This window comes from Variovorax sp. GW821-FHT09B05 (genome assembly GCF_059418265.1).
The window spans coordinates 629,336-647,893 of sequence record NZ_JBWKPN010000002.1; the positions used below are offsets into that span (position 1 = coordinate 629,336).

Below are 18,558 nucleotides of genomic sequence, written 5' to 3' on the forward strand. Positions count from 1 at the left end.
TCGATGCCCACTCCCGCCGCGCCGCGTCCGCCGGCCAAGTCGGACAGCCCGGGCCGGCGCGCCTGGCGCCGTTTCCGCCGCAACCCGCTGGGCTTCTGGAGCCTGGTCCTGTTCTCCGTGCTGGTGGTGCTGAGCCTGTTCGCCGAGCTGCTGTCCACCGACAAGCCGCTGGTGGTGCACTACGAGGGCCAGACCTACTTCCCGGTGCTGCGCGACTACTCCGAGAAGACCTTCGGTGGCGACTTCGAGACCCCGGCCGACTACCTCGATCCCTTCATCCGCGACCGCATCACGGCCGGCGCCAACTGGGCGCTCTACGCACCCAATCCTTACGGCCCGCGCACGCTCAACTACTTCGCGAAGCAACCCAACCCGGCCGCGCCCTCGGGCGAGAACCTGCTGGGCACCGACGACCGCGGGCGCGACCTGCTGGCGCAATTGATCTACGGCTTCCGGGTCAGCGTGCTGTTCGCGCTGGCGCTCACGGTCGTGGGCGTGGTGCTGGGCATTGCCATCGGCGCGATCCAGGGCTTCTTCGCGGGCAAGACCGACCTGTTCCTGCAGCGGCTGCTCGAGATCTGGGGCTCCATGCCCGAGCTCTACCTGCTGATCATCTTCAGCGCCATCTTCACGCCCAGCGTGCTGCTGCTGTTGGTGCTGCTGAGCCTGTTCGGCTGGATGGCGCTGGCCGACTACGTGCGCGCCGAGTTCCTGCGCAACCGCCAGATGGACTACGTGCGCGCCGCGCGCGCGCTCGGCGTGAGCAACCTGCAGATCATGCGGCGCCACATCCTGCCCAACAGCATGGTGCCGGTCGTCACCTTCCTGCCGTTCCGCATGAGCGCGGCGATCCTCGCGCTGACCTCGCTCGACTTCCTCGGGCTCGGCGTGCCGCCGGGCACGCCCTCGCTGGGCGAGTTGCTCAACCAGGGCAAGGCGAACATCGACGCCTGGTGGATCGCGATGTCCACCTTCGGCGTGCTGGTCTTCACCCTGATGCTGCTGACCTTCATGGGCGATGCGCTGCGCGACGCCCTCGATCCACGGAAGGCCGACAAGTGAAGCCGGGCGAATCCTCCCTCGCGGCCGGCGCGCCGCTGCTCGACGTGCGCGGCCTGCGCGTGGCCTTCGGCGGCAAGCCGGTGGTGCACGGCGTCGATTTCCGGATCGCGGCCGGCGAGAAGTTCGCGCTGGTGGGCGAGTCGGGCTCGGGCAAGACCGTCACCGCGCTGTCGCTGCTGCGGCTGGTGCAGAACGCCGAACTCTCGGGTTCGGCGCGGCTGTTCGATGCCGGGCGTGCGCAGGACGGGCGCGACCTGCTGTCGATCCCCGAGCGCGAGCTGCGCGGCATCCGCGGCAAGGAGATCGCCATGATCTTCCAGGAGCCGATGACCGCGCTCAACGCGCTCTACAGCGTAGGCGACCAGATCGCCGAGGTGCTGCAGCTGCACGAGGGCCTGCCGGCACGCGCCGCGCAGGAGGCCGCGGTGCAACTGCTGGCCGACACCGGCATTCCCGAGCCGGCGCGGCGCGCGCGCGCGCTGCCGCACCAGCTCTCGGGCGGCCAGCGCCAGCGCGCCATGATCGCCATGGCACTGGCCTGCCGGCCGCGGCTGCTGCTGGCCGACGAACCGACCACCGCGCTCGACGTGACGGTGCGCGCCCAGATCCTCGAACTGCTGGCCGAGCTGCAGCGCAAGTACGGCATGGCGGTGCTGCTGATCACCCACGACCTGAACCTGGTGCGGCATTTCGCCGACCGCGTCGCGGTGATGGAACAGGGCCACATCGTCGAGCACGGCCCGGTGGCGACCGTGTTCGAGGCGCCGCAACACCCCTACACGCGCAAGCTGATCGACAGCCATCCCACGCGCGACGTGACGCCCGCGCCGGCGCGGCCCGACGCGTCGCCGATCCTGTCGGCAACGGGACTGCGCGTGAGCTACCCAGTGCCCAAGCCCGGTTTCGCCGGCTGGTTCGGCAAGGGCGAGTTCGTGGCGGTGCAGGGCGCCGATTTCCGCATCGCGCCCGGCGAAACCCTGGGCGTGGTCGGCGAGTCGGGTTCGGGCAAGTCGACTCTGGCGCTGGCCGCGCTCGGGCTGCTGCGCTTCCAGGGCGCGCTCAAGGTCGACGGGCAGGGCTGGGGGCAGGGCCAGGCTTCGGACCTCGCGCTGCGGCGCGCGATGCAGGTGGTGTTCCAGGACCCGTTCTCCTCGCTCTCGCCGCGCATGACCGTCGAGCAGATCGTCGGCGAGGGCCTGCTGGTGCATGCGCCCGAGCTCAAGGCGTCCGACCGGCGCGCGCGGGCGCTGCAGGCGCTGGCCGACGTCGGGCTGACCGAGGCGCAGTTCCCCGCGCTGCTCGACCGTTATCCGCACGAGTTCTCGGGCGGGCAGCGGCAGCGGCTGGCGATCGCGCGCGCGCTGATCGTCGATCCGCGCCTGCTGGTGCTCGACGAGCCCACCAGCGCGCTCGACGTCACGATCCAGAAGCAGGTGCTGGGGCTGCTCCAGCGGCTGCAGCGCGAGCGCGGGCTGAGCTACCTGCTGATCACGCACGACGTGGAGGTGATCCGCGCCATGGCGCACCAGGTCATCGTCATGAAGGACGGGGCGATCCTCGAATCGGGCCCGGTCGACCGGGTGCTCGACGCGCCCGAGCACCCCTACACGCAGAAACTGGTGGCCGCCGCGCAACTGGCCTGACGGCGAACGCGACCCACAACAACGAGCATTGCGCGAAAAGATGTCGGAAATCGGACAAGACAGGCGCGGCGCCTGGCGGGCGGCGCTCGCCTGCATGGTGACGCTGGCGGTGGCCATGGGGTTGGGGCGCTTCGCCTTCACGCCGATGCTGCCGATCATGCTGCACGAGGGCAAGCTCGAGCTCGAGGCCGGCGGGCTGCTGGCCTCGCTCAACTACCTCGGCTATTTCGTCGGCGCGGTGAGCTGCGCCGCCATCGGCGTGCGCGCCAAGACCATGGTGCGCGGCGGCCTGCTGGCCACCGCCGTGCTGCTGATCGGCATGGGACTCTTGCACAGCTTCGGTGCCTGGGGCGTGCTGCGCGCGGCGGCCGGCGTGATGAGCGCCTGGGTGTTCGTGTTCGCCTCGAGCTGGGGCCTGCGCCGGCTGGCCGAAACGAGTTCGCCGGCGCTCGGCGGCGTGATCTACACCGGCCCCGGCGTCGGCATCGCCATGACGGGGCTGCTGGGCGGGGCGCTCGGCCGCTGGGGATCGGAAACCGGCTGGATCGGCCTGGGCCTGCTGGCGCTGGTGCTGATCGCGGTGATCTGGCGCGTCTTCAACGACGGCGAGCAGGCCGTGGCCGGCGGCGCGGCGCCCGCGCCGGTCGCGGCGCCGAGCGCGCAGGACTCGGCCGCGGCGCGCGCCGACGCCCTTTGGCTGGTGGCGCTCTACGGGCTGGCGGGCTTCGGCTACATCATCACCGCCACCTTCCTGCCGGTGATCGCGCGCCAGGCGCTGCCGGGCTCGTTCTGGCCCGACTATTTCTGGCCGCTGTTCGGCGCCGCCATCATCCCGGGCGCCCTGATCGGGGCGCGCGCGCCGGTGCACTGGGACAACCGGCTGCTGCTGGCGGTCGCCTATGCGCTGCAGGCGGTCGGGGTGGTGCTGTCGGTGGCCTGGCCCAGCGTGGTCGGCTTCGCGCTCGGCAGCCTGCTGCTGGGCATGCCGTTCACCGCGATCACGCTGTTCGCGGTACGCGACGCGCGCCGGCTGCGCGGCAACGCGGCGGCCGGGCTGATCGGCTATGCCACCGCCTCGTACGGCGTGGGGCAGATCATCGGGCCGCTGTTCGCGGCGCCGCTGGCGCAGCGCACCGGTTCGTTCCAGATCCCGCTGCTGGTGGCGGCGGCCGCGCTGGCGCTGGGCGCGGTGCTTTTCGCGGCCGTCTGGGCGCGTTCCAGGCGGGTCGCCGCCGCCCGCGAAAGGGCCGCCACGCCCTGAGCTGCGAGCGGGTGTGGCCCGCTTGCAGAAGTGGCCCTTCATTTATCACAGAAGTGGCATATAATTCGAGGCTCACGACCAAACGGGCGGGTACCAACCGCCCGTTTTTTTTGGTCCATCCGTTCTCGGATCGCTGGGCAAGACCCGGTTTCTCACGGATTTTTTATCGATCGCGCGGTACCTGGCGGGCGGGTCCTGCGCATCGTTGACTGAATAAAAGGCACCTTCGAACACGTGGCATTGCAGCAGACAGTGGAACAAACCGTGGCCGGTCTCGGCTACGACCTGGTCGAGATCGAACGCTCGGCGGGAGGATTGCTGCGCGTGACGATTGATTTGCCGTGGACGGCCCCCACATCGGAGGCTCTCGCCGCCGGCACGCCCGAGCCCTTCGTCACGGTCGAGGACTGCGAGAAGGTCACGCGACAGCTCCAGTTCGCGCTCGAGGTGGATGGCGCCGACTACAAGCGGCTCGAGGTGTCCTCGCCGGGTATCGACCGTCCGCTGCGCCACGAGAAGGATTTCGAGCGCTTCGAGGGCGAGGTGATCGACATCACGCTGAAGGCGCCGATCGGCGAGGCGGCGGCCGGCCAGGTGTCGGCCAATCGCAAGAAGTTTCGCGGCACGCTCGAGCGGGCCGCACAGGCGGAAGGGGCCGACGGCCCTCAGGGCTGGCAGATCGTCTGGAGCGACGAGCCGGAGCCCAAGCCGGGTCAGAAAGTCAGCAGGAAGCGCGCGCCGGCACCGTTGCAGGCGCTGGGCTTCGTGCTGGACGAGCTGCGCGAAGCGCGGCTGGCACCCATCGTGGATTTCAAGGGGCGCAAGCCCAGGGCCCGTCAGGGCTCGCAGGACATTGGCGGAACAAAGGTTCCGGACTGACTAGAGGAGTGGTGGCATGAATCGCGAAATGTTGATGTTGGTGGATGCGATCTCGCGCGAGAAGAACGTCGAGCGTGACGTCGTCTTCGGCGCGGTCGAGTCCGCGCTGGCGCAGGCCACCAAGAAGCTGTACCAGGGCGAGGTGGACATCCGCGTCGCCGTCGACCGCGACAGCGGCGACTACGAGACCTTCCGTCGCTGGCACGTGGTGCCCGACGAAGCCGGCCTGCAGCAGCCCGACCAGGAAATCCTGCTGTTCGAGGCCAAGGAAGAGATGCCCGACATCGAGGTCGACGAGTACATCGAGGAATCGGTGGACTCGGTGCCGATCGGCCGCATCGGCGCCATGGCCGCCAAGCAGGTGATCCTGCAGAAGATCCGCGACGCCGAGCGCGAGATGCTGCTCAACGACTTCATGTCGCGCGGCGACAAGATCTTCGTGGGCACCGTCAAGCGCCTGGACAAGGGCGACATCATCGTTGAGGCCGGCCGCGTCGAGGGCCGTCTGCGCCGCAGCGAGATGATCGCCAAGGAAAACCTGCGCAACGGCGACCGCGTGCGCGCCATGATCATGGAGGTCGACCTGACGCTGCGCGGCGCGCCGATCATCCTGTCGCGCTCGGCCCCCGAGTTCATGATCGAGCTGTTCCGCCAGGAAGTGCCCGAGATCGAACAGGGCCTGCTCGAGATCAAGAGCTGCGCCCGCGACCCCGGTTCGCGCGCCAAGATCGCCGTGCTCTCGCACGACAAGCGTGTCGACCCGATCGGCACCTGCGTCGGCGTGCGCGGCACGCGCGTCAACGCCGTGACCAACGAGCTCGCCGGCGAGCGCGTGGACATCGTGCTGTGGAGCGAGGATCCGGCCCAATTCGTGATCGGCGCCCTGGCGCCGGCCAACGTGTCGTCCATCGTGGTGGACGAGGAAAAGCACGCCATGGACGTGGTGGTCGACGAGGAAAACCTCGCGATCGCGATCGGCCGTGGCGGCCAGAACGTGCGTCTGGCTTCCGAGCTCACCGGCTGGAAGATCAACATCATGGACGCCAACGAGTCGGCCCAGAAGCAGGCGAACGAAACCGACGCCGCGCGCCGCCTGTTCATGGAGAAGCTCGACGTCGACGAGGAAATCGCGGACATCCTGATCTCCGAGGGCTTCACCAGCCTCGAGGAAGTGGCCTACGTGCCGATCTCCGAGATGCTCGAGATCGAAGCCTTCGACGAAGACACGGTCAACGAACTGCGCTCGCGTGCCAAGGATGCGCTGCTGACCATGGAAATCGCCAAGGAAGAGGGCGTCGATACCGTCTCGCAGAACCTGCGCGACCTCGAAGGCCTGAACCCCGACCTGATTCCGAAGCTGGCCGAGGCGGGGGTGAACACCCGCGACGACCTGGCCGACCTCGCGGTCGATGAACTCACCGAGATCACCGGCCTGAGCGCCGATGACGCCAAAACCCTCATCTTGAAGGCCCGCGAACACTGGTTCGCTGGCCAAGAGTGATGGTCATGGAGGCACGAAACGAATATGTCCAGTACCACTGTCGCCGAGTTCGCGAATGAACTCAAGAAGACTCCCGAAACCTTGCTCGATCAGCTTCGCAGCGCCGGCGTGCCCAAAGCGGCCGCCAGCGACGCGCTGACCGAGTCGGACAAGCAGCGCCTGCTCGGTTTCCTGAAGGCCAGCCACGGCACTGTCGAGCCCGAGCGCAAGAAGATCACGTTGACCAAGAAGTCGACCAGCGAGATCAAGCAGGCCGACGCCACCGGTCGCGCCCGCACGATCCAGGTCGAGGTGCGCAAGAAGCGCACCTTCATCCAGCGCGACGAAGGCCCCGCGGGTGCCGTCGAGGCCCCGGCACCGGTTGCCGCCGCGCCCGTCGCCGCGCCGGCCGAGCCGGCCGCGCCGCGCATCGATGAAGCCGAACTCGCCCGTCGCGAGGAGGAGGCCCGCCGCCAGGCCGAGCTGATCCGCCGCCAGGAAGAAGAGCTGGCCGAGAAGCGTCGCCAGCGCGAGGAAACCGAAGCGCGCGAACGCGAGAAGGTCGAACGCGCCGAGCAGGCCGAACAGGCCGAGCAGGCACGCCAGGAAGCCGCGCAGGCGGCTCGCCAGGAAGCCCAGAAGAAGGCCGAGACGGCCGCTGAAGCGGCCAAGCCGGTCGCCCGCAGCTCCGCCAACAGCGCCGCCAAGGCCGAGGCCGAAGTCGCCGCGCTGAAGGAAGCCGCGGAAGCGCAGGTCGTCGCCGCCAAGCAGGCCGCCGAGGCCAAGGCCGCGGCCCAGGCTGCCGCCACGCAGGCCAAGGAAGATGCGAAGGCCAAGGCCGCCGCCGAATCCAAGGCCCGTGCCGACGAGGAAGCCGCGCGTGCGCGCGACCTCGACGAGCGCCGCCGCAAGGCCCTGGCCGAAGCCGAGGCCATCCGCGCCATGATGAATGCACCGGCCCGCGTGCTGGTGCCGCACAAGGTCGAGAAGCCGGTCGCCGAGGTCAAGCCCGCCGGTGGCGTCAAGGGCACGCTGCACAAGCCGACCGCGCCCGCGGCCCGCGCCGGAGCTCCGGCCGCGCCGGGTGCTGCGGCCGCGCCTGCCGGCGGTGCCGCCGGCAAGGAAGTGAAATCGGCCAAGCTCTCCTCGAGCTGGGCCGGCGACACCGCCAAGAAGAAGGAAATCAAGACCCGCGGCGACGCGAGCGGCGGCGTGGGCCGTGGCAACTGGCGCGGCGGTCCGCGCGGACGCCGCGGCAACGACCGTGGCCACGACGACCAACAGCACGCACCGGCAGCACCGGTCGAGGCCCGCATCATCGAGGTGCACGTGCCGGAAACCATCACGGTGTCCGAGCTCGCGCACAAGATGTCGGTCAAGGCGTCCGAGGTGATTAAGCAGCTGATGAAGCTGGGCCAGATGGCCACGATGAACCAGGCGCTCGACCAGGACACCGCGATGATCGTGGTGGAGGAAATGGGTCACAACGCGGTGGTTGCCGCGCTCGACGATCCCGAAGCCTTCACCGACGAGGACGTGTCGGCGCAAACCGCCGAAGCCCTGCCGCGCGCACCGGTCGTGACCGTCATGGGTCACGTCGACCACGGCAAGACCTCGCTGCTGGACTACATCCGCCGTGCCAAGGTGGCCGCGGGCGAAGCCGGCGGCATCACGCAGCACATCGGTGCCTACCACGTGGAAACCGAACGCGGCATGGTGTCGTTCCTCGACACCCCGGGTCACGAGGCGTTCACCGCCATGCGTGCCCGCGGTGCGCAGGCCACCGACATCGTGATCCTGGTGGTGGCGGCCGACGACGGCGTCATGCCCCAGACCAAGGAAGCCATCAAGCACGCGAAGGCGGCGGGTGTGCCGATCGTGGTCGCGATCAACAAGATCGACAAGCCCGATGCCAACCTGGACCGCGTGAAGCAGGAACTGGTGGCCGAAGAGGTGGTGCCCGAGGAGTACGGCGGCGACGTTCCGTTCGTCGGCGTCTCGGCCAAGACCGGCCAGGGCATCGACGACCTGCTCGAACAGGTGCTGCTGCAGGCCGAAGTGCTGGAACTCAAGGCGCCGGTGGATGCTGCCGCCAAGGGCCTGGTCATCGAAGCCCAGCTCGACAAGGGCCGCGGCCCGGTCGCGACCGTGCTGGTGCAGTCCGGCACGCTCAAGACCGGCGACGTGGTGCTGGCCGGCTCGACCTATGGCCGCGTGCGCGCCATGCTCGACGAGGACGGCAAGCCGACCAAGACGGCCGGCCCGTCGATCCCGGTCGAGATCCAGGGCCTGACCGAAGTGCCGCAAGCCGGCGACGAGTTCATGGTGATGAGCGACGAGCGCCGTGCGCGCGAAATCGCCACCTACCGTGCCGGCAAGTTCCGCAACACCAAGTTGGCGAAGCTGCAGGCCGCGAACCTGCAGAACATGTTCACCGACCTTTCGGCGGGCGAAGTGCAGACGCTGCGCATCATCATCAAGGCCGACGTGCAGGGCTCGCAGGAAGCGCTCGCGCAATCGCTGCTCAAGCTCGCGACCGACGAGGTCAAGGTGCAGGTGGTGTATGCGGGCGTGGGCGGCATCAGCGAAAGCGACATCAACCTCGCGATCGCCTCGAAGGCGGTGGTGATCGGCTTCAACGTGCGGGCCGATGCCGGCGCGCGCAAGCTGGCCGAGGGCAATGGTGTCCAGCTCAACTACTACAGCATCATTTACGACGCGGTGGACGAGATCAAGGTCGCCATGTCGGGCATGCTGGCACCGGAGCGCCGCGAGGAAATCATCGGCTCGGCCGAGATCCGCACGGTGTTCGTGGCCTCGAAGATCGGTACCGTGGCCGGTTCGTACGTCACCTCGGGCTATGTCACCCGCAGCTCGCACTTCCGCCTGCTGCGCGACAACGTGGTGGTCTACACCGGCGAAGTCGACTCGCTCAAGCGCATGAAGGACGATGTCCGCGAAGTGCGCGAAGGCTTCGAGTGCGGTATCAAGCTCAAGAACTACAACGACATCAAAGAGGGCGATCAGCTCGAGTTCTTCGAAATCAAGGAGATCGCCCGGACGCTGTAAACGGACGGTCGAACGCGCAGGTCGCGAAGCGCCGAGCTTCGCGATCTGCGCTTTCCACATCCGGGAACGCTTCCGCATTCGCCAATGCCCAAAAGAAAAGCCGCCACTCCCAACCGCGCCTTCAAGGTCGCCGATCAGATCCAGCGCGATCTGACGGAGCTGATCGCGCGCGAGTTGAAGGACCCGCGCGTGGGCATGGTCACGTTGCAGGCGGTGGAAGTCACGCCCGACTATGCGCACGCGAAGATCTTCTTCAGCCTGCTCACCGGCGACGTGGACGAGACCACCGAAGCGCTCAACCAGGCCGCGGGCTTCCTGCGCAACGGCCTGTTCAAGCGCCTGCACATCCACACCGTGCCCACGCTGCACTTCGTGTTCGACCGCACCACCGAGCGTGCCGCCGACATGAACGCGCTGATCGCGCAGGCCGTCGCTTCGCGTTCGAAAGACGACTAGCCATGAATGCGCCACGCACAAGGGTGCAGCGGCGCCCTGTGCATGGGGTGTTGCTGCTCGACAAACCGCTGGGACTGTCCAGCAACCAGGCCTTGCAGAAGGCCAAGTGGCTGCTGCGCGCCGAGAAGGCGGGCCATACCGGCACGCTCGATCCGCTGGCCACCGGCGTGCTGCCGCTGTGCTTCGGCGCGGCCACCAAGTTCAGCCAGCTGCATCTCGACGCCGACAAGACCTACGTCGCCACCGCGCGGCTGGGCATCCGCACCGCCACCGGCGATGCCGAGGGCGAGGTGATCGCCGAACGTCCGGTCCAGGTCACGGCCGAGGACCTGGCGCGCGCCGAGGCGCTCTACACCGGCCCGATCCGCCAGGTGCCGCCGATGCACAGCGCGCTCAAGAAGGACGGCAAGGCACTCTATGAATACGCGCGCGAGGGCATCGAGGTCGAGCGCGCGCCGCGCGACGTCGTCATCCACGCGCTGAAGATCGCGCAGACCGCGGCCGATGCCATCCGCATCGAGGCCTCGGTCAGCAAGGGCACCTACATCCGCACCCTGGGCGAGGACATCGGCGAGGCGCTGGGCTGCGGCGCCCACCTGAGCTCGCTGCGCCGCACCGCCACCGGCGGCTTCGTGGCGGCCCAGTGCATCACGCTCGAGGCCCTCGAGGCCATGGACGAGGACGAGCGGCTGGCGCGGTTGTTGCCTGCCGAATGCCTGGTCGAGGGCCACACGATCGTCACGCTGGGCAGCGAGGATGCAGGGCGCTTTCTGTCCGGCCTGCGTCGGCGCGGGCCGTGGGCCGATGCGGCCCGGGTCGCGGTGTTCGGCGAATCGCCCCCGGCCTTCCTCGGCACGGCCCACGTGGCCGCCCATGAACTGATCCCGGGGCGCTTGCTGAACCCCATCGAAATCCAGCAAATTCTTTTGAACGCACCACAGACCGAAGCGACACCATGACCAAGCAAATCCGCAATATCGCCATCATTGCCCACGTGGACCATGGCAAGACCACGATGGTCGACCAGCTGCTGCGCCAATCGGGCACCTTCGCCGAGCACGAGAAGGTCGTCGACACGGTGATGGACAACAACGCGATCGAAAAGGAACGTGGCATCACGATCCTGGCGAAGAACTGCGCCGTGACCTGGCAGGGCACGCACATCAACATCGTCGACACCCCCGGCCACGCGGACTTCGGCGGTGAAGTGGAACGCGCGCTGTCGATGGTCGACGGCGTGGTGCTGCTGATCGACGCGCAGGAAGGCCCGATGCCGCAGACGCGCTTCGTGACCAAGAAGGCACTGGCCCTGGGCCTGAAGCCGATCCTGGTGGTGAACAAGGTCGACAAGCCCGGCGCCAACCCCGACAAGGTGGTCAACGCCGCCTTCGACCTGTTCGACAAGCTCGGCGCGACCGACGAACAGCTCGACTTCCCCGTGGTCTACGCCTCGGGCATCAACGGCTGGTCCTCGCTCGAAGAGGGCGCGCCCGGCGAGCAGTGGGGTCCCGACATGTCGGCCCTGTTCGACACCATCCTGAAGCACGTGCCCTCGCAGAAGGGCGACCCGGCCGCGCCGCTGCAGCTGCAGATCTCGGCCCTCGACTTCTCGACCTTCGTCGGCCGCATCGGCGTGGGCCGCATCAGCCAGGGCACGCTGAAGCCGATGATGGACGTGCTGGTGATGGAAGGCCCGGACGGCCAGTCCGTCAAGGGCCGCATCAACCAGGTGCTGACCTTCCAGGGCCTGGACCGCGTGCAGGCCACCGAAGCCGGCCCGGGCGAGATCGTGCTGATCAACGGCATCGCCGACATCGGCATCGGCGTCACCGTGACCGACCCCGCGAGCCCGGCACCGCTGCCGATGCTCAAGGTCGACGAGCCCACGCTGACCATGAACTTCTGCGTCAACACCAGCCCGCTGGCCGGCCGCGAAGGCAAGTACGTCACCAGCCGCCAGATCTGGGACCGCCTGCAGAAGGAACTGCAGCACAACGTGGCGCTGCGCGTGAACGAGACCGACGAAGAAGGCGTGTTCGAAGTCATGGGTCGCGGCGAACTGCACCTGACCATCCTGCTGGAGAACATGCGCCGCGAAGGCTACGAGATGGCCGTCTCGAAGCCGCGCGTGGTGTTCCGCAACGTCAACGGCGAGAAGCACGAGCCGATCGAGCTGGTGACGGCCGACATCGAAGAGCAGCACCAGGGCGGCGTGATGCAGGCCCTGGGCGAGCGCAAGGGCGAACTCGTCAACATGGAACCGGACGGCCGTGGCCGCGTGCGCCTCGAGTACCGCATCCCGGCGCGTGGCCTGATCGGCTTCACCAACGAATTCCTGAACCTGACGCGCGGTTCGGGCCTGATCAGCAACATCTTCGACAGCTACGAGCCGCACAAGGGCGAGATCGGCAGCCGCAAGAACGGCGTGCTGATCTCGATGGACGACGGTGAAATCTTCACCTACGCCCTCGGCAAGCTCGACGACCGCGGCCGCATGTTCGTGAAGGCGAACGATCCGGTGTACGAAGGCATGATCGTCGGCATCCACAGCCGCGACAACGACCTGGTGGTGAACGCCACCCGCACCAAGCAGCTCACGAACTTCCGCGTCTCGGGCAAGGAAGACGCGATCAAGATCACGCCGCCGATCGACCTCACGCTCGAATACGGCGTCGAGTTCATCGAGGACGACGAGCTGGTCGAGATCACGCCCAAGAGCGTGCGCCTGCGCAAGCGCTTCCTGAAGGAACACGAGCGCAAGCGCGCGAGCCGCGAATCGGCCGTCTGAGGACCGCCTCCGCGCCATGCCCCAGCACCTGACCCACGGCGGCGCCGTGGGGCTGATGGTGGCCGTGACCCTGATGTGGGGCACGGCGGGCATGGTCACGCGCCATCTCGAGGGCGCGCACAGTTTCGAGATCACCTTCTGGCGCGGCCTGTTCACCGTGCTGTCGCTGTGCGCCATCCTGCCGCTATGGCGCGGGCCGAAGGTGTTCCGTGCGCTGCTGGCCGGCGGGCGCGAGCTCTGGATCTCGGGCCTGTGCTGGGCCGTGATGTTCACGGCCTTCATGGTGGCGCTCACGCTGGCGTCCACCGCCAGCGTGCTGGTCACCATGTCGCTCGGGCCGCTGCTGACCGCGCTCGCGGCGCGGTTGTTCATCGGCCACAGGCTGCCGGCGCGCACCTGGCTCGCCATCGTGGTGGCGGGGCTGGGCATCGGGTGGATGTACGGCGCGCAGCTGCTCGGTGGTGCGGGCGGATCGCTGCTGGGCACGCTGGTGGCGTTGTGCGTGCCGCTGGCCGGCGCCGCCAACTGGACCGTGGTGCAGCATGCGCAGGCCAGGGGCCAGCGCATCGACCTCGTGCCCGCGGTGCTGATCGGCGCCGTGCTGTGCACGCTCGCCACCTTGCCGCTGGCCATGCCGTTCCGCGCCAGCGCGCACGACCTCGGCCTGCTGGCTTTTCTCGGCCTGTTCCAGCTCGCGATCCCCTGCGTGCTGTCGGTGCTGTGCGCCAGCGTGCTGAAGGCGCCCGAGGTGGCGTTGCTGGCCCTGCTCGAGGTGATCTTCGGCATCGCGCTGGCCTGGCTCGGCGCGAACGAGACGCCGGCGCCCAGCGTGCTGACCGGCGGCGCCATGGTGATCGGCGCGCTGCTGTTCAACGAGCTGTTGGCGCTGCGCGGGCGGCGCACGACGGTGGCCGACCAGGCCGTGCCGGGCGCGCACTGAGCGCGCCAATCGGCGCGCGGGTTATCGCGTCTTGGGCGGCGGCAGCTTCGGCATCACGAGTGTCGGCGGGGGTGGCGGCGGCTCGGGCAGTTCGAGCGGTCCCAGCGCGGCATCGCTCACGCCCTGTTTCGTGAGCCGCGCCTCGACCACCGCCATCGCGAAGCTGCGTTCGAAATCGCCGGCCACGCGCCAGATGCCGGTGTCGTCGGGCGCCAGCGTGATCTCGGCGCGCAGCGGCAGCGACGCGGCATTGCTGGCTTGCACGCCGCCGAGCGCGCCGAGCCGGCGGTCGTCGTAGACCATCACTACCGGACAGACCTGCTGCTGGCCGCCCCCGGCCTGGCAGGCGCCGGCGGGTTCGATCTCGGTCAGCGTGAGCCTGGGGTCCGGATCGATCGCCATGAGCGGCGCTTCGCGCAGCGCGCGCAGTCGTTCCTGCAGGTTCTTGGGCGCCCGCATGCGCGCTTCCAGGTTGTCCACGCCTTCGCGCAGCGCGTCCGCGAGCGCCAGCCGGCCGACCGGCTCGGCGTTGTGCTGCGGGCGGCCTTCGGCATCGAGCGCGCCGAAGCGCGCCTCGACGATCGCCGCCTCGGCGCCGCGTACCACCGTGTCGCCGCCTGAGCCGCCGCTGTCGGGCCCGATGGTGAAACCGATGGTCTCGGTCTTCCCGTCGCGCGACAGCGTGGCCAGGCAGCCGCGCACCTTGTCGGCCTTGAGGAAGCCGATCTCGTGCAGCGCGCTCACGCGGGCCTCGACGCCGGGCTCGGAGCGCAGCCGCTCGTCGTTGCTGGTGCTCGATACCAGGCCGTCGAGTTCGCGCCGCGCGAGGTCGCTGTTGCAGGCCGGCAGGGCGTTCAGCTTCCACAGGTACGCGCCCGCCGCACCGACCATCGCGATCACCGCGAGCACGCCGAGCCAGCGCGGGGGCCGCAGCCCCGTCGAGCGCTTGCGCGCCATGACCTTCGAGCTCGCGTTCTCGGCCGCGATGCGTTCGCGCGCCTGCGCGATGATCTGCCGCCGCTCGTCCGCGCCGACGAAGGCCGGCTCGGCCTCCACGCGCGCGGCGATGGCCTCGAAGCGCTCTTCCTCGAGCCAGCCATCGGTCACCAGCCAGGCGAGGGCGGTGGCCGGGTCGGCACGCTGGTCGGACACCAGCGGCACCCAGGGCAGCGCCTCCTCAAGGTCTTCGGCGTCGAGCAGGCCGTCGTCGCGCAGCGCCTGCACCACCGCATGCGAGAGGCCGAGCGCGCCGGCCTCGAGCAGCTCGTCGGATTCGTCGAGCGTGTCTTCCGCGTCCTCGGCCATCGAATCGCCGTGGGTCGCGACGATGCGCTCGATCAGCGCGTCCTGGTCCTCGTTCCCGGCCGGCAGCAGTCCGCGCAGCCGCATCCAGGCATAGGCATGGGCCGGCGTGGGCGGCTTGGGCAGGCTCGCGTATTCGGGATGGGCGCGCGCGGCGGCGAGCCGGGGCGCGTCGACCAGACCCTGGAGAACCAGCGCCTCGAAGGGCTCGGGATCGAGCCAGGCATGCGCGGCCTCGGGGTCGGGAGCGGCGCCGCTGACCGGTACGCGCTCCAGTGCCTCGTCGCGCGCCTCGGCGTCGAGGCGGCCGTCCGTGTGCAGCGCGAGCACGGCCTCGCGCACGATGCCGCGCTCGCCGAGCCGGTGCAGCGCCTCGGCCTGCTCGGCGACCTCCACGGCCTCGTCGCGCGTGCCGCGGTCGAGTTCGTTGCGCTCGACGCGCCGGTCGAGCTGGATGCGCAGCACGTGCGAGGCCACCGGGTCGATCAGCCCCTGCTGCTGCATCCAGTCCAGCGCATGGGCCGGGCTCGGCAGCGGCGCCAGCGTGGGGAAGCCGGGGTGGGCCAGCACGGCATCGTGCTGTTCGTCGGTGATCAGCCCCAGGGGGAGCAGGGCGGCGAAGGCGTCGAGGTTGGCATTCGAAGGCATCGGGCCATTCTGCCGTCTGTGCGCGCCGGGCCCGGAAACGAAAAAGGCGGCCGTTGCGGGCCGCCTTCGTGGCGTGGATCACCCGGGCGCGAGCCCCGGGGTGACGAGCGCGGTCTCAGGGACGCGCGAGCTTCCAGGCGCCGTTGGCGAAGCCGTCGCCGGTCTTGTCGCCCGGCTTGGCGTCCTTGGCCCAGTAGTACAGCGGCCAGCCCTTGTAGGCCCATTGGCGCTTGCCATCCTCGCGGATGATGATGGTGTAGCCACCCATCGGCCGGGCGGTTTCGGCCACGCCCAGCGGCGGCCAGTTGGTCGCGCACTGGCCGTTGCAGGCCGAGGTGCCCGAACCGGCGGCATCCTTGGTGAAGGTGTAGAGCGTCATGCCGTTCGGGCCGACGAGCACGCCGTCGGCGGTGCGCGTCGGGGTGTCGGGCGCGCTGGCGCTCTGGTTGGACATGCTGCCGCAGCCGGCGAGCAGGGCGGCCGCGAGGATCGAGGCGCTGAGCAATTTCATGCAGTTTCTCCTTCGTTGAGTGATCGCGAACATGGAAATGAGGGAATGCATGCGCGAACCGGCCGAGTGTATGCCGCGCTCAAGACAGATCCCGGTAGGCCAGCGTCGCCAGTTTCATCAGGGTCTCGCGCGGCAGCCGGCCGGCCACCGCGTAGCCGAAGCCCTGGTCGACCCAGTAGAAGCTGGGCACGGCGCCCTCGGTGGCGAAGCGGAAGGCGGTCTCGGGCGCGGGGGCCGGTTTGGCGCCCGCGGTCTTGGGATCGAGCTGGCCGACATAGAGCGTGACGCGCTCGCCGGCCGCATCCTCGAACATGAACTGGGCCCGGGCACCGTTCTCGCCGGGCAGCAGCCGGCCGCCGACCAGCGTGTAGCCCAGGGTCGAGAAGTCCGGCACCTTGAGCGGCCGGTCGAGCCGCCGCGACAGCCACTGCACCAGGTGCTGCTGCTCGGTCGCGGCCACCTCGACCGGATGGCGCTTCTCGGGCGTGTAGACCTGGTGCGCGAGCGAGGCCGCATGGACGAATTCGCGCACCGCCGGTGCGCGCGCCAGCGCGGTGCCCGGGCGCTGGGTGGCGCTCCATTGGGCGTTGCCGAGCCAGCCGGCGCCGAAGGCGACCAGCAGGCCGGCCGCGATGCCGCCCCAGCGCCACCAGCCGTCGCGTGGCGCGGCCTCGCGTTCGAGCACGGCCGACAGGTGGGCCGGCGCGGGTTCATGGAGCAGCTCGGCATGCAGCTGCCGCAGCGCGTCGCGCTGCGTTTGCCAGAGCGAGACCCGGGCCGCGAGGGCCGGATCGTCGGCCAGCGCGGCCTCGACGGCGGCGCGGCGCTCGGGCGCGAGCTGGCCGTCGACCCAGGCGTGCAGGTCGTCGTCGGAAGGGGGCGGGGCGGGGCGGTTCATGGCGTTACTTGAGGCGGCGCAGGCCGGGGCGCGGGGCCGCACTGCCCGCCAGTGTGCCCGCCGACGTGCCGGCTACGGCCGCGCCGTCGAGCAGTTCCTGCAGCCGCACGCGGGCGCGCGACAGCCGCGACATCACGGTGCCCAGCGGAATGCCGAGCACCTTCGCGACCTCGGCATAGGACAGGTCTTCGAGCGTCACCAGCAGCAGCACGGCGCGCTGTTCTTCCGGCAACTGCAGCAGGCAGCGCTGCAGGTCGAGGCGCACGCCGTGATCGCGGCCGGGATCGACGCCGCCCTGCTGTTCGGGCGGCAGTTCGTCGAGCGATACGGCCGCATGCGGCGGCGGCGCGCGGCGCACCTGGCTCGCGAAGAGGTTGTGCATGATCGCGAACAGCCAGGCGCGCAGGTCGCTGCCCGCCACCCACAGCCGCCACTTGCTGCAGGCGCGCTCGAGCGTGTCCTGCACCAGGTCGTCGGCGGCCCAGGCATTGCCGGTCAGCGCGCGCGCATAGCGGCGCAGGCCGGGAATGTGCGGGGCGAGCTGGCGGGCGTCCATGGAAGGCGGGAAGGCCCGGGCTCAGGGCTTGGCGGTCTTCCAGCTGCCGTTGACGCCGTCGCCGGTCTTGTCGCCGGGCTTCGTGTCCTTGATCCAGTAGTACAGCGGCCAGCCCTTGGCGGCCCACTGCTTCTTGCCGTCGTCGCGCGTGACGATGCTGAAGTCGCCCGCGGCCTTGTCGCCATCGGCCGCCATGTATGGCGGCCAGTTGGTGGCGCACTGGCCGTTGCAGACCGACTTGCCGTTGCCGGCCGTGTCCTTGTCGAAGGTATAGAGGGTCATGCCGTTGGGGCCGACCAGGGCGCCGTCGGCGGCCTTGGGTTGGGCCGCGGCGGGCAGCGAGAGGAAACCGGCGGCCAGCAGCGTGGCGGCGAGAACGGGAAGGTGGCGCGAGGTCAGCGGCATGGAAGAGCTCCTGGTTGTGGCGCCGGACGATCCGGCGACACCTGCATGAACGCCCGCGGCGCCGCGTTTATTCCAGGGCCGCGCAAAAAAAAGCGCGAACGCCGCGGCTCAGCGGCTGCGGCTCTTCATCGCGCGCTCGACTTCGCGCTTGCCTTCGCGGTCCTTGATGGTGTCGCGCTTGTCGTGCTCGGCCTTGCCCTTGGCCAGCGCGATCTCGCACTTCACCTTGCCGGCCTTCCAGTGCAGGTTCAGCGGCACCAGGGTGTAGCCCTTCTGCTCGACCTTGCCGGTCAGGCGGCGGATCTCCTCCTTGTGCAGCAGCAGCTTCTTGGTGCGCACCGAGTCGGGCGTCACATGGGTCGAGGCGCTCTTGAGCGGGTTGATCTGGCAGCCCAGCACGAACATCTCGCCGTCGCGGATCACCACGTAGCCGTCGGTGAGCTGCACCTTGCCTTCGCGCAGCGCCTTCACTTCCCAGCCTTCCAGCACCATGCCGGCCTCGAAGCGTTCTTCGAAGAAATAGTTGTACGCCGCCTTCTTGTTGTCGGCGATGCGGGAGGAGGTGTCTTGTTTCTTGGTGGCCATCGTTGTCATTTGGGGGCGCATGGCGCCCGGACAACCGCCCGGCATGCACAGGGCGTGGATTCTATGAAAGTGGCC

General features: G+C 69.3%; 16 protein-coding genes. 10 read left to right on the top strand and 6 right to left on the bottom strand.

Annotation, left to right across the window (positions count from 1 at the left end; all coding sequences use genetic code 11):
* Positions 1-3: 3 nt before the first annotated feature.
* The 10 genes from AC07RM_RS07895 to AC07RM_RS07940 all read left to right on the top strand — a co-directional run bounded on the left by AC07RM_RS07895 (position 4) and on the right by AC07RM_RS07940 (position 13,578).
* Positions 4-1,062 carry an ABC transporter permease gene (locus tag AC07RM_RS07895; RefSeq protein ID WP_495334103.1) on the top strand — a complete coding sequence of 353 codons (1,059 nt, stop codon included), beginning with the start codon at positions 4-6 and terminating at the stop codon, positions 1,060-1,062.
* Positions 1,059-2,705: an ABC transporter ATP-binding protein gene (locus tag AC07RM_RS07900; RefSeq protein ID WP_495334104.1), complete on the top strand. Its 1,647-nt coding sequence runs from the start codon at positions 1,059-1,061 to the stop codon at positions 2,703-2,705. The genes AC07RM_RS07895 and AC07RM_RS07900 overlap by 4 nt, the downstream gene beginning before the upstream one ends.
* 40 nt (positions 2,706-2,745) lie before the next feature.
* Entirely contained in the window at positions 2,746-3,966 is a 1,221-nt protein-coding gene (locus tag AC07RM_RS07905) for a YbfB/YjiJ family MFS transporter (RefSeq protein WP_495334105.1), read from the top strand.
* A 234-nt stretch (positions 3,967-4,200) separates the two neighbouring features.
* Entirely contained in the window at positions 4,201-4,845 is a 645-nt protein-coding gene (rimP, locus tag AC07RM_RS07910) for a ribosome maturation factor RimP (protein WP_093341761.1), read from the top strand.
* Between the two features lie 16 nt (positions 4,846-4,861).
* Positions 4,862-6,346, top strand: coding sequence for a transcription termination factor NusA (gene nusA, locus AC07RM_RS07915; RefSeq protein WP_093341763.1), 1,485 nt, complete (start codon positions 4,862-4,864; stop codon positions 6,344-6,346).
* Between the two features lie 24 nt (positions 6,347-6,370).
* Positions 6,371-9,394 (top strand): translation initiation factor IF-2, encoded by a 3,024-nt coding sequence (gene infB / locus AC07RM_RS07920; protein WP_093341765.1) that lies wholly within the window; start codon positions 6,371-6,373, stop codon positions 9,392-9,394.
* An 84-nt stretch (positions 9,395-9,478) separates the two neighbouring features.
* Complete coding sequence (rbfA, locus tag AC07RM_RS07925; protein ID WP_093341767.1) at positions 9,479-9,850, top strand: 30S ribosome-binding factor RbfA; 372 nt, start codon at positions 9,479-9,481, stop codon at positions 9,848-9,850.
* A 2-nt stretch (positions 9,851-9,852) separates the two neighbouring features.
* The gene (gene truB, locus AC07RM_RS07930; RefSeq protein ID WP_296787844.1) at positions 9,853-10,809 is read left to right on the top strand and encodes a tRNA pseudouridine(55) synthase TruB; all 957 of its coding nucleotides are present in this window, start codon (positions 9,853-9,855) and stop codon (positions 10,807-10,809) included.
* Positions 10,806-12,638 carry a translational GTPase TypA gene (typA, locus tag AC07RM_RS07935; RefSeq protein ID WP_093341770.1) on the top strand — a complete coding sequence of 611 codons (1,833 nt, stop codon included), beginning with the start codon at positions 10,806-10,808 and terminating at the stop codon, positions 12,636-12,638. The genes truB and typA overlap by 4 nt, the downstream gene beginning before the upstream one ends.
* 16 nt (positions 12,639-12,654) lie before the next feature.
* Complete coding sequence (locus AC07RM_RS07940) at positions 12,655-13,578, top strand: DMT family transporter (RefSeq protein WP_495334106.1); 924 nt, start codon at positions 12,655-12,657, stop codon at positions 13,576-13,578.
* A gap of 21 nt (positions 13,579-13,599) precedes the next feature.
* On the opposite strand, the gene AC07RM_RS07945 is transcribed toward AC07RM_RS07940, so the two are convergent.
* The 6 genes from AC07RM_RS07945 to smpB form a co-directional block, all read right to left on the bottom strand.
* Positions 13,600-15,528 carry a hypothetical protein gene (locus AC07RM_RS07945; RefSeq protein WP_495334107.1) on the bottom strand — a complete coding sequence of 643 codons (1,929 nt, stop codon included), beginning with the start codon at positions 15,526-15,528 and terminating at the stop codon, positions 13,600-13,602.
* 115 nt (positions 15,529-15,643) lie between these two features.
* On the bottom strand, positions 15,644-16,039 hold the full coding sequence (locus AC07RM_RS07950) for a COG4315 family predicted lipoprotein (protein WP_093341773.1): 396 nt from the start codon (positions 16,037-16,039) through the stop codon (positions 15,644-15,646).
* A gap of 79 nt (positions 16,040-16,118) precedes the next feature.
* Positions 16,119-16,937: an anti-sigma factor family protein gene (locus AC07RM_RS07955; protein ID WP_495334108.1), complete on the bottom strand. Its 819-nt coding sequence runs from the start codon at positions 16,935-16,937 to the stop codon at positions 16,119-16,121.
* 4 nt (positions 16,938-16,941) lie between these two features.
* Positions 16,942-17,493 (bottom strand): sigma-70 family RNA polymerase sigma factor, encoded by a 552-nt coding sequence (locus tag AC07RM_RS07960; RefSeq protein ID WP_093341775.1) that lies wholly within the window; start codon positions 17,491-17,493, stop codon positions 16,942-16,944.
* Between the two features lie 21 nt (positions 17,494-17,514).
* Positions 17,515-17,898 carry a COG4315 family predicted lipoprotein gene (locus AC07RM_RS07965; RefSeq protein WP_495334109.1) on the bottom strand — a complete coding sequence of 128 codons (384 nt, stop codon included), beginning with the start codon at positions 17,896-17,898 and terminating at the stop codon, positions 17,515-17,517.
* Positions 17,899-18,006: 108 nt separating this feature from the next.
* Complete coding sequence (smpB, locus tag AC07RM_RS07970) at positions 18,007-18,483, bottom strand: SsrA-binding protein SmpB (protein ID WP_057591776.1); 477 nt, start codon at positions 18,481-18,483, stop codon at positions 18,007-18,009.
* Positions 18,484-18,558 lie beyond the last annotated feature (75 nt).

What these genes read in the sequence shown, in the direction of transcription:
- AC07RM_RS07895 (WP_495334103.1), top strand. Translation starts at nt 4, where the DNA reads ATGCCCACTCCCGCCGCGCCGCGTCCGCCGGCCAAGTCGGACAGCCCG.
- AC07RM_RS07905 (WP_495334105.1), top strand. Translation starts at nt 2,746, where the DNA reads ATGTCGGAAATCGGACAAGACAGGCGCGGCGCCTGGCGGGCGGCGCTC.
- nusA (WP_093341763.1), top strand. Translation starts at nt 4,862, where the DNA reads ATGAATCGCGAAATGTTGATGTTGGTGGATGCGATCTCGCGCGAGAAG.
- infB (WP_093341765.1), top strand. Translation starts at nt 6,371, where the DNA reads ATGTCCAGTACCACTGTCGCCGAGTTCGCGAATGAACTCAAGAAGACT.
- rbfA (WP_093341767.1), top strand. Translation starts at nt 9,479, where the DNA reads ATGCCCAAAAGAAAAGCCGCCACTCCCAACCGCGCCTTCAAGGTCGCC.
- truB (WP_296787844.1), top strand. Translation starts at nt 9,853, where the DNA reads ATGAATGCGCCACGCACAAGGGTGCAGCGGCGCCCTGTGCATGGGGTG.
- typA (WP_093341770.1), top strand. Translation starts at nt 10,806, where the DNA reads ATGACCAAGCAAATCCGCAATATCGCCATCATTGCCCACGTGGACCAT.
- AC07RM_RS07940 (WP_495334106.1), top strand. Translation starts at nt 12,655, where the DNA reads ATGCCCCAGCACCTGACCCACGGCGGCGCCGTGGGGCTGATGGTGGCC.
- AC07RM_RS07945 (WP_495334107.1), bottom strand. Translation starts at nt 15,528, where the DNA reads ATGCCTTCGAATGCCAACCTCGACGCCTTCGCCGCCCTGCTCCCCCTG.
- AC07RM_RS07950 (WP_093341773.1), bottom strand. Translation starts at nt 16,039, where the DNA reads ATGAAATTGCTCAGCGCCTCGATCCTCGCGGCCGCCCTGCTCGCCGGC.
- AC07RM_RS07955 (WP_495334108.1), bottom strand. Translation starts at nt 16,937, where the DNA reads ATGAACCGCCCCGCCCCGCCCCCTTCCGACGACGACCTGCACGCCTGG.
- AC07RM_RS07960 (WP_093341775.1), bottom strand. Translation starts at nt 17,493, where the DNA reads ATGGACGCCCGCCAGCTCGCCCCGCACATTCCCGGCCTGCGCCGCTAT.
- AC07RM_RS07965 (WP_495334109.1), bottom strand. Translation starts at nt 17,898, where the DNA reads ATGCCGCTGACCTCGCGCCACCTTCCCGTTCTCGCCGCCACGCTGCTG.
- smpB (WP_057591776.1), bottom strand. Translation starts at nt 18,483, where the DNA reads ATGGCCACCAAGAAACAAGACACCTCCTCCCGCATCGCCGACAACAAG.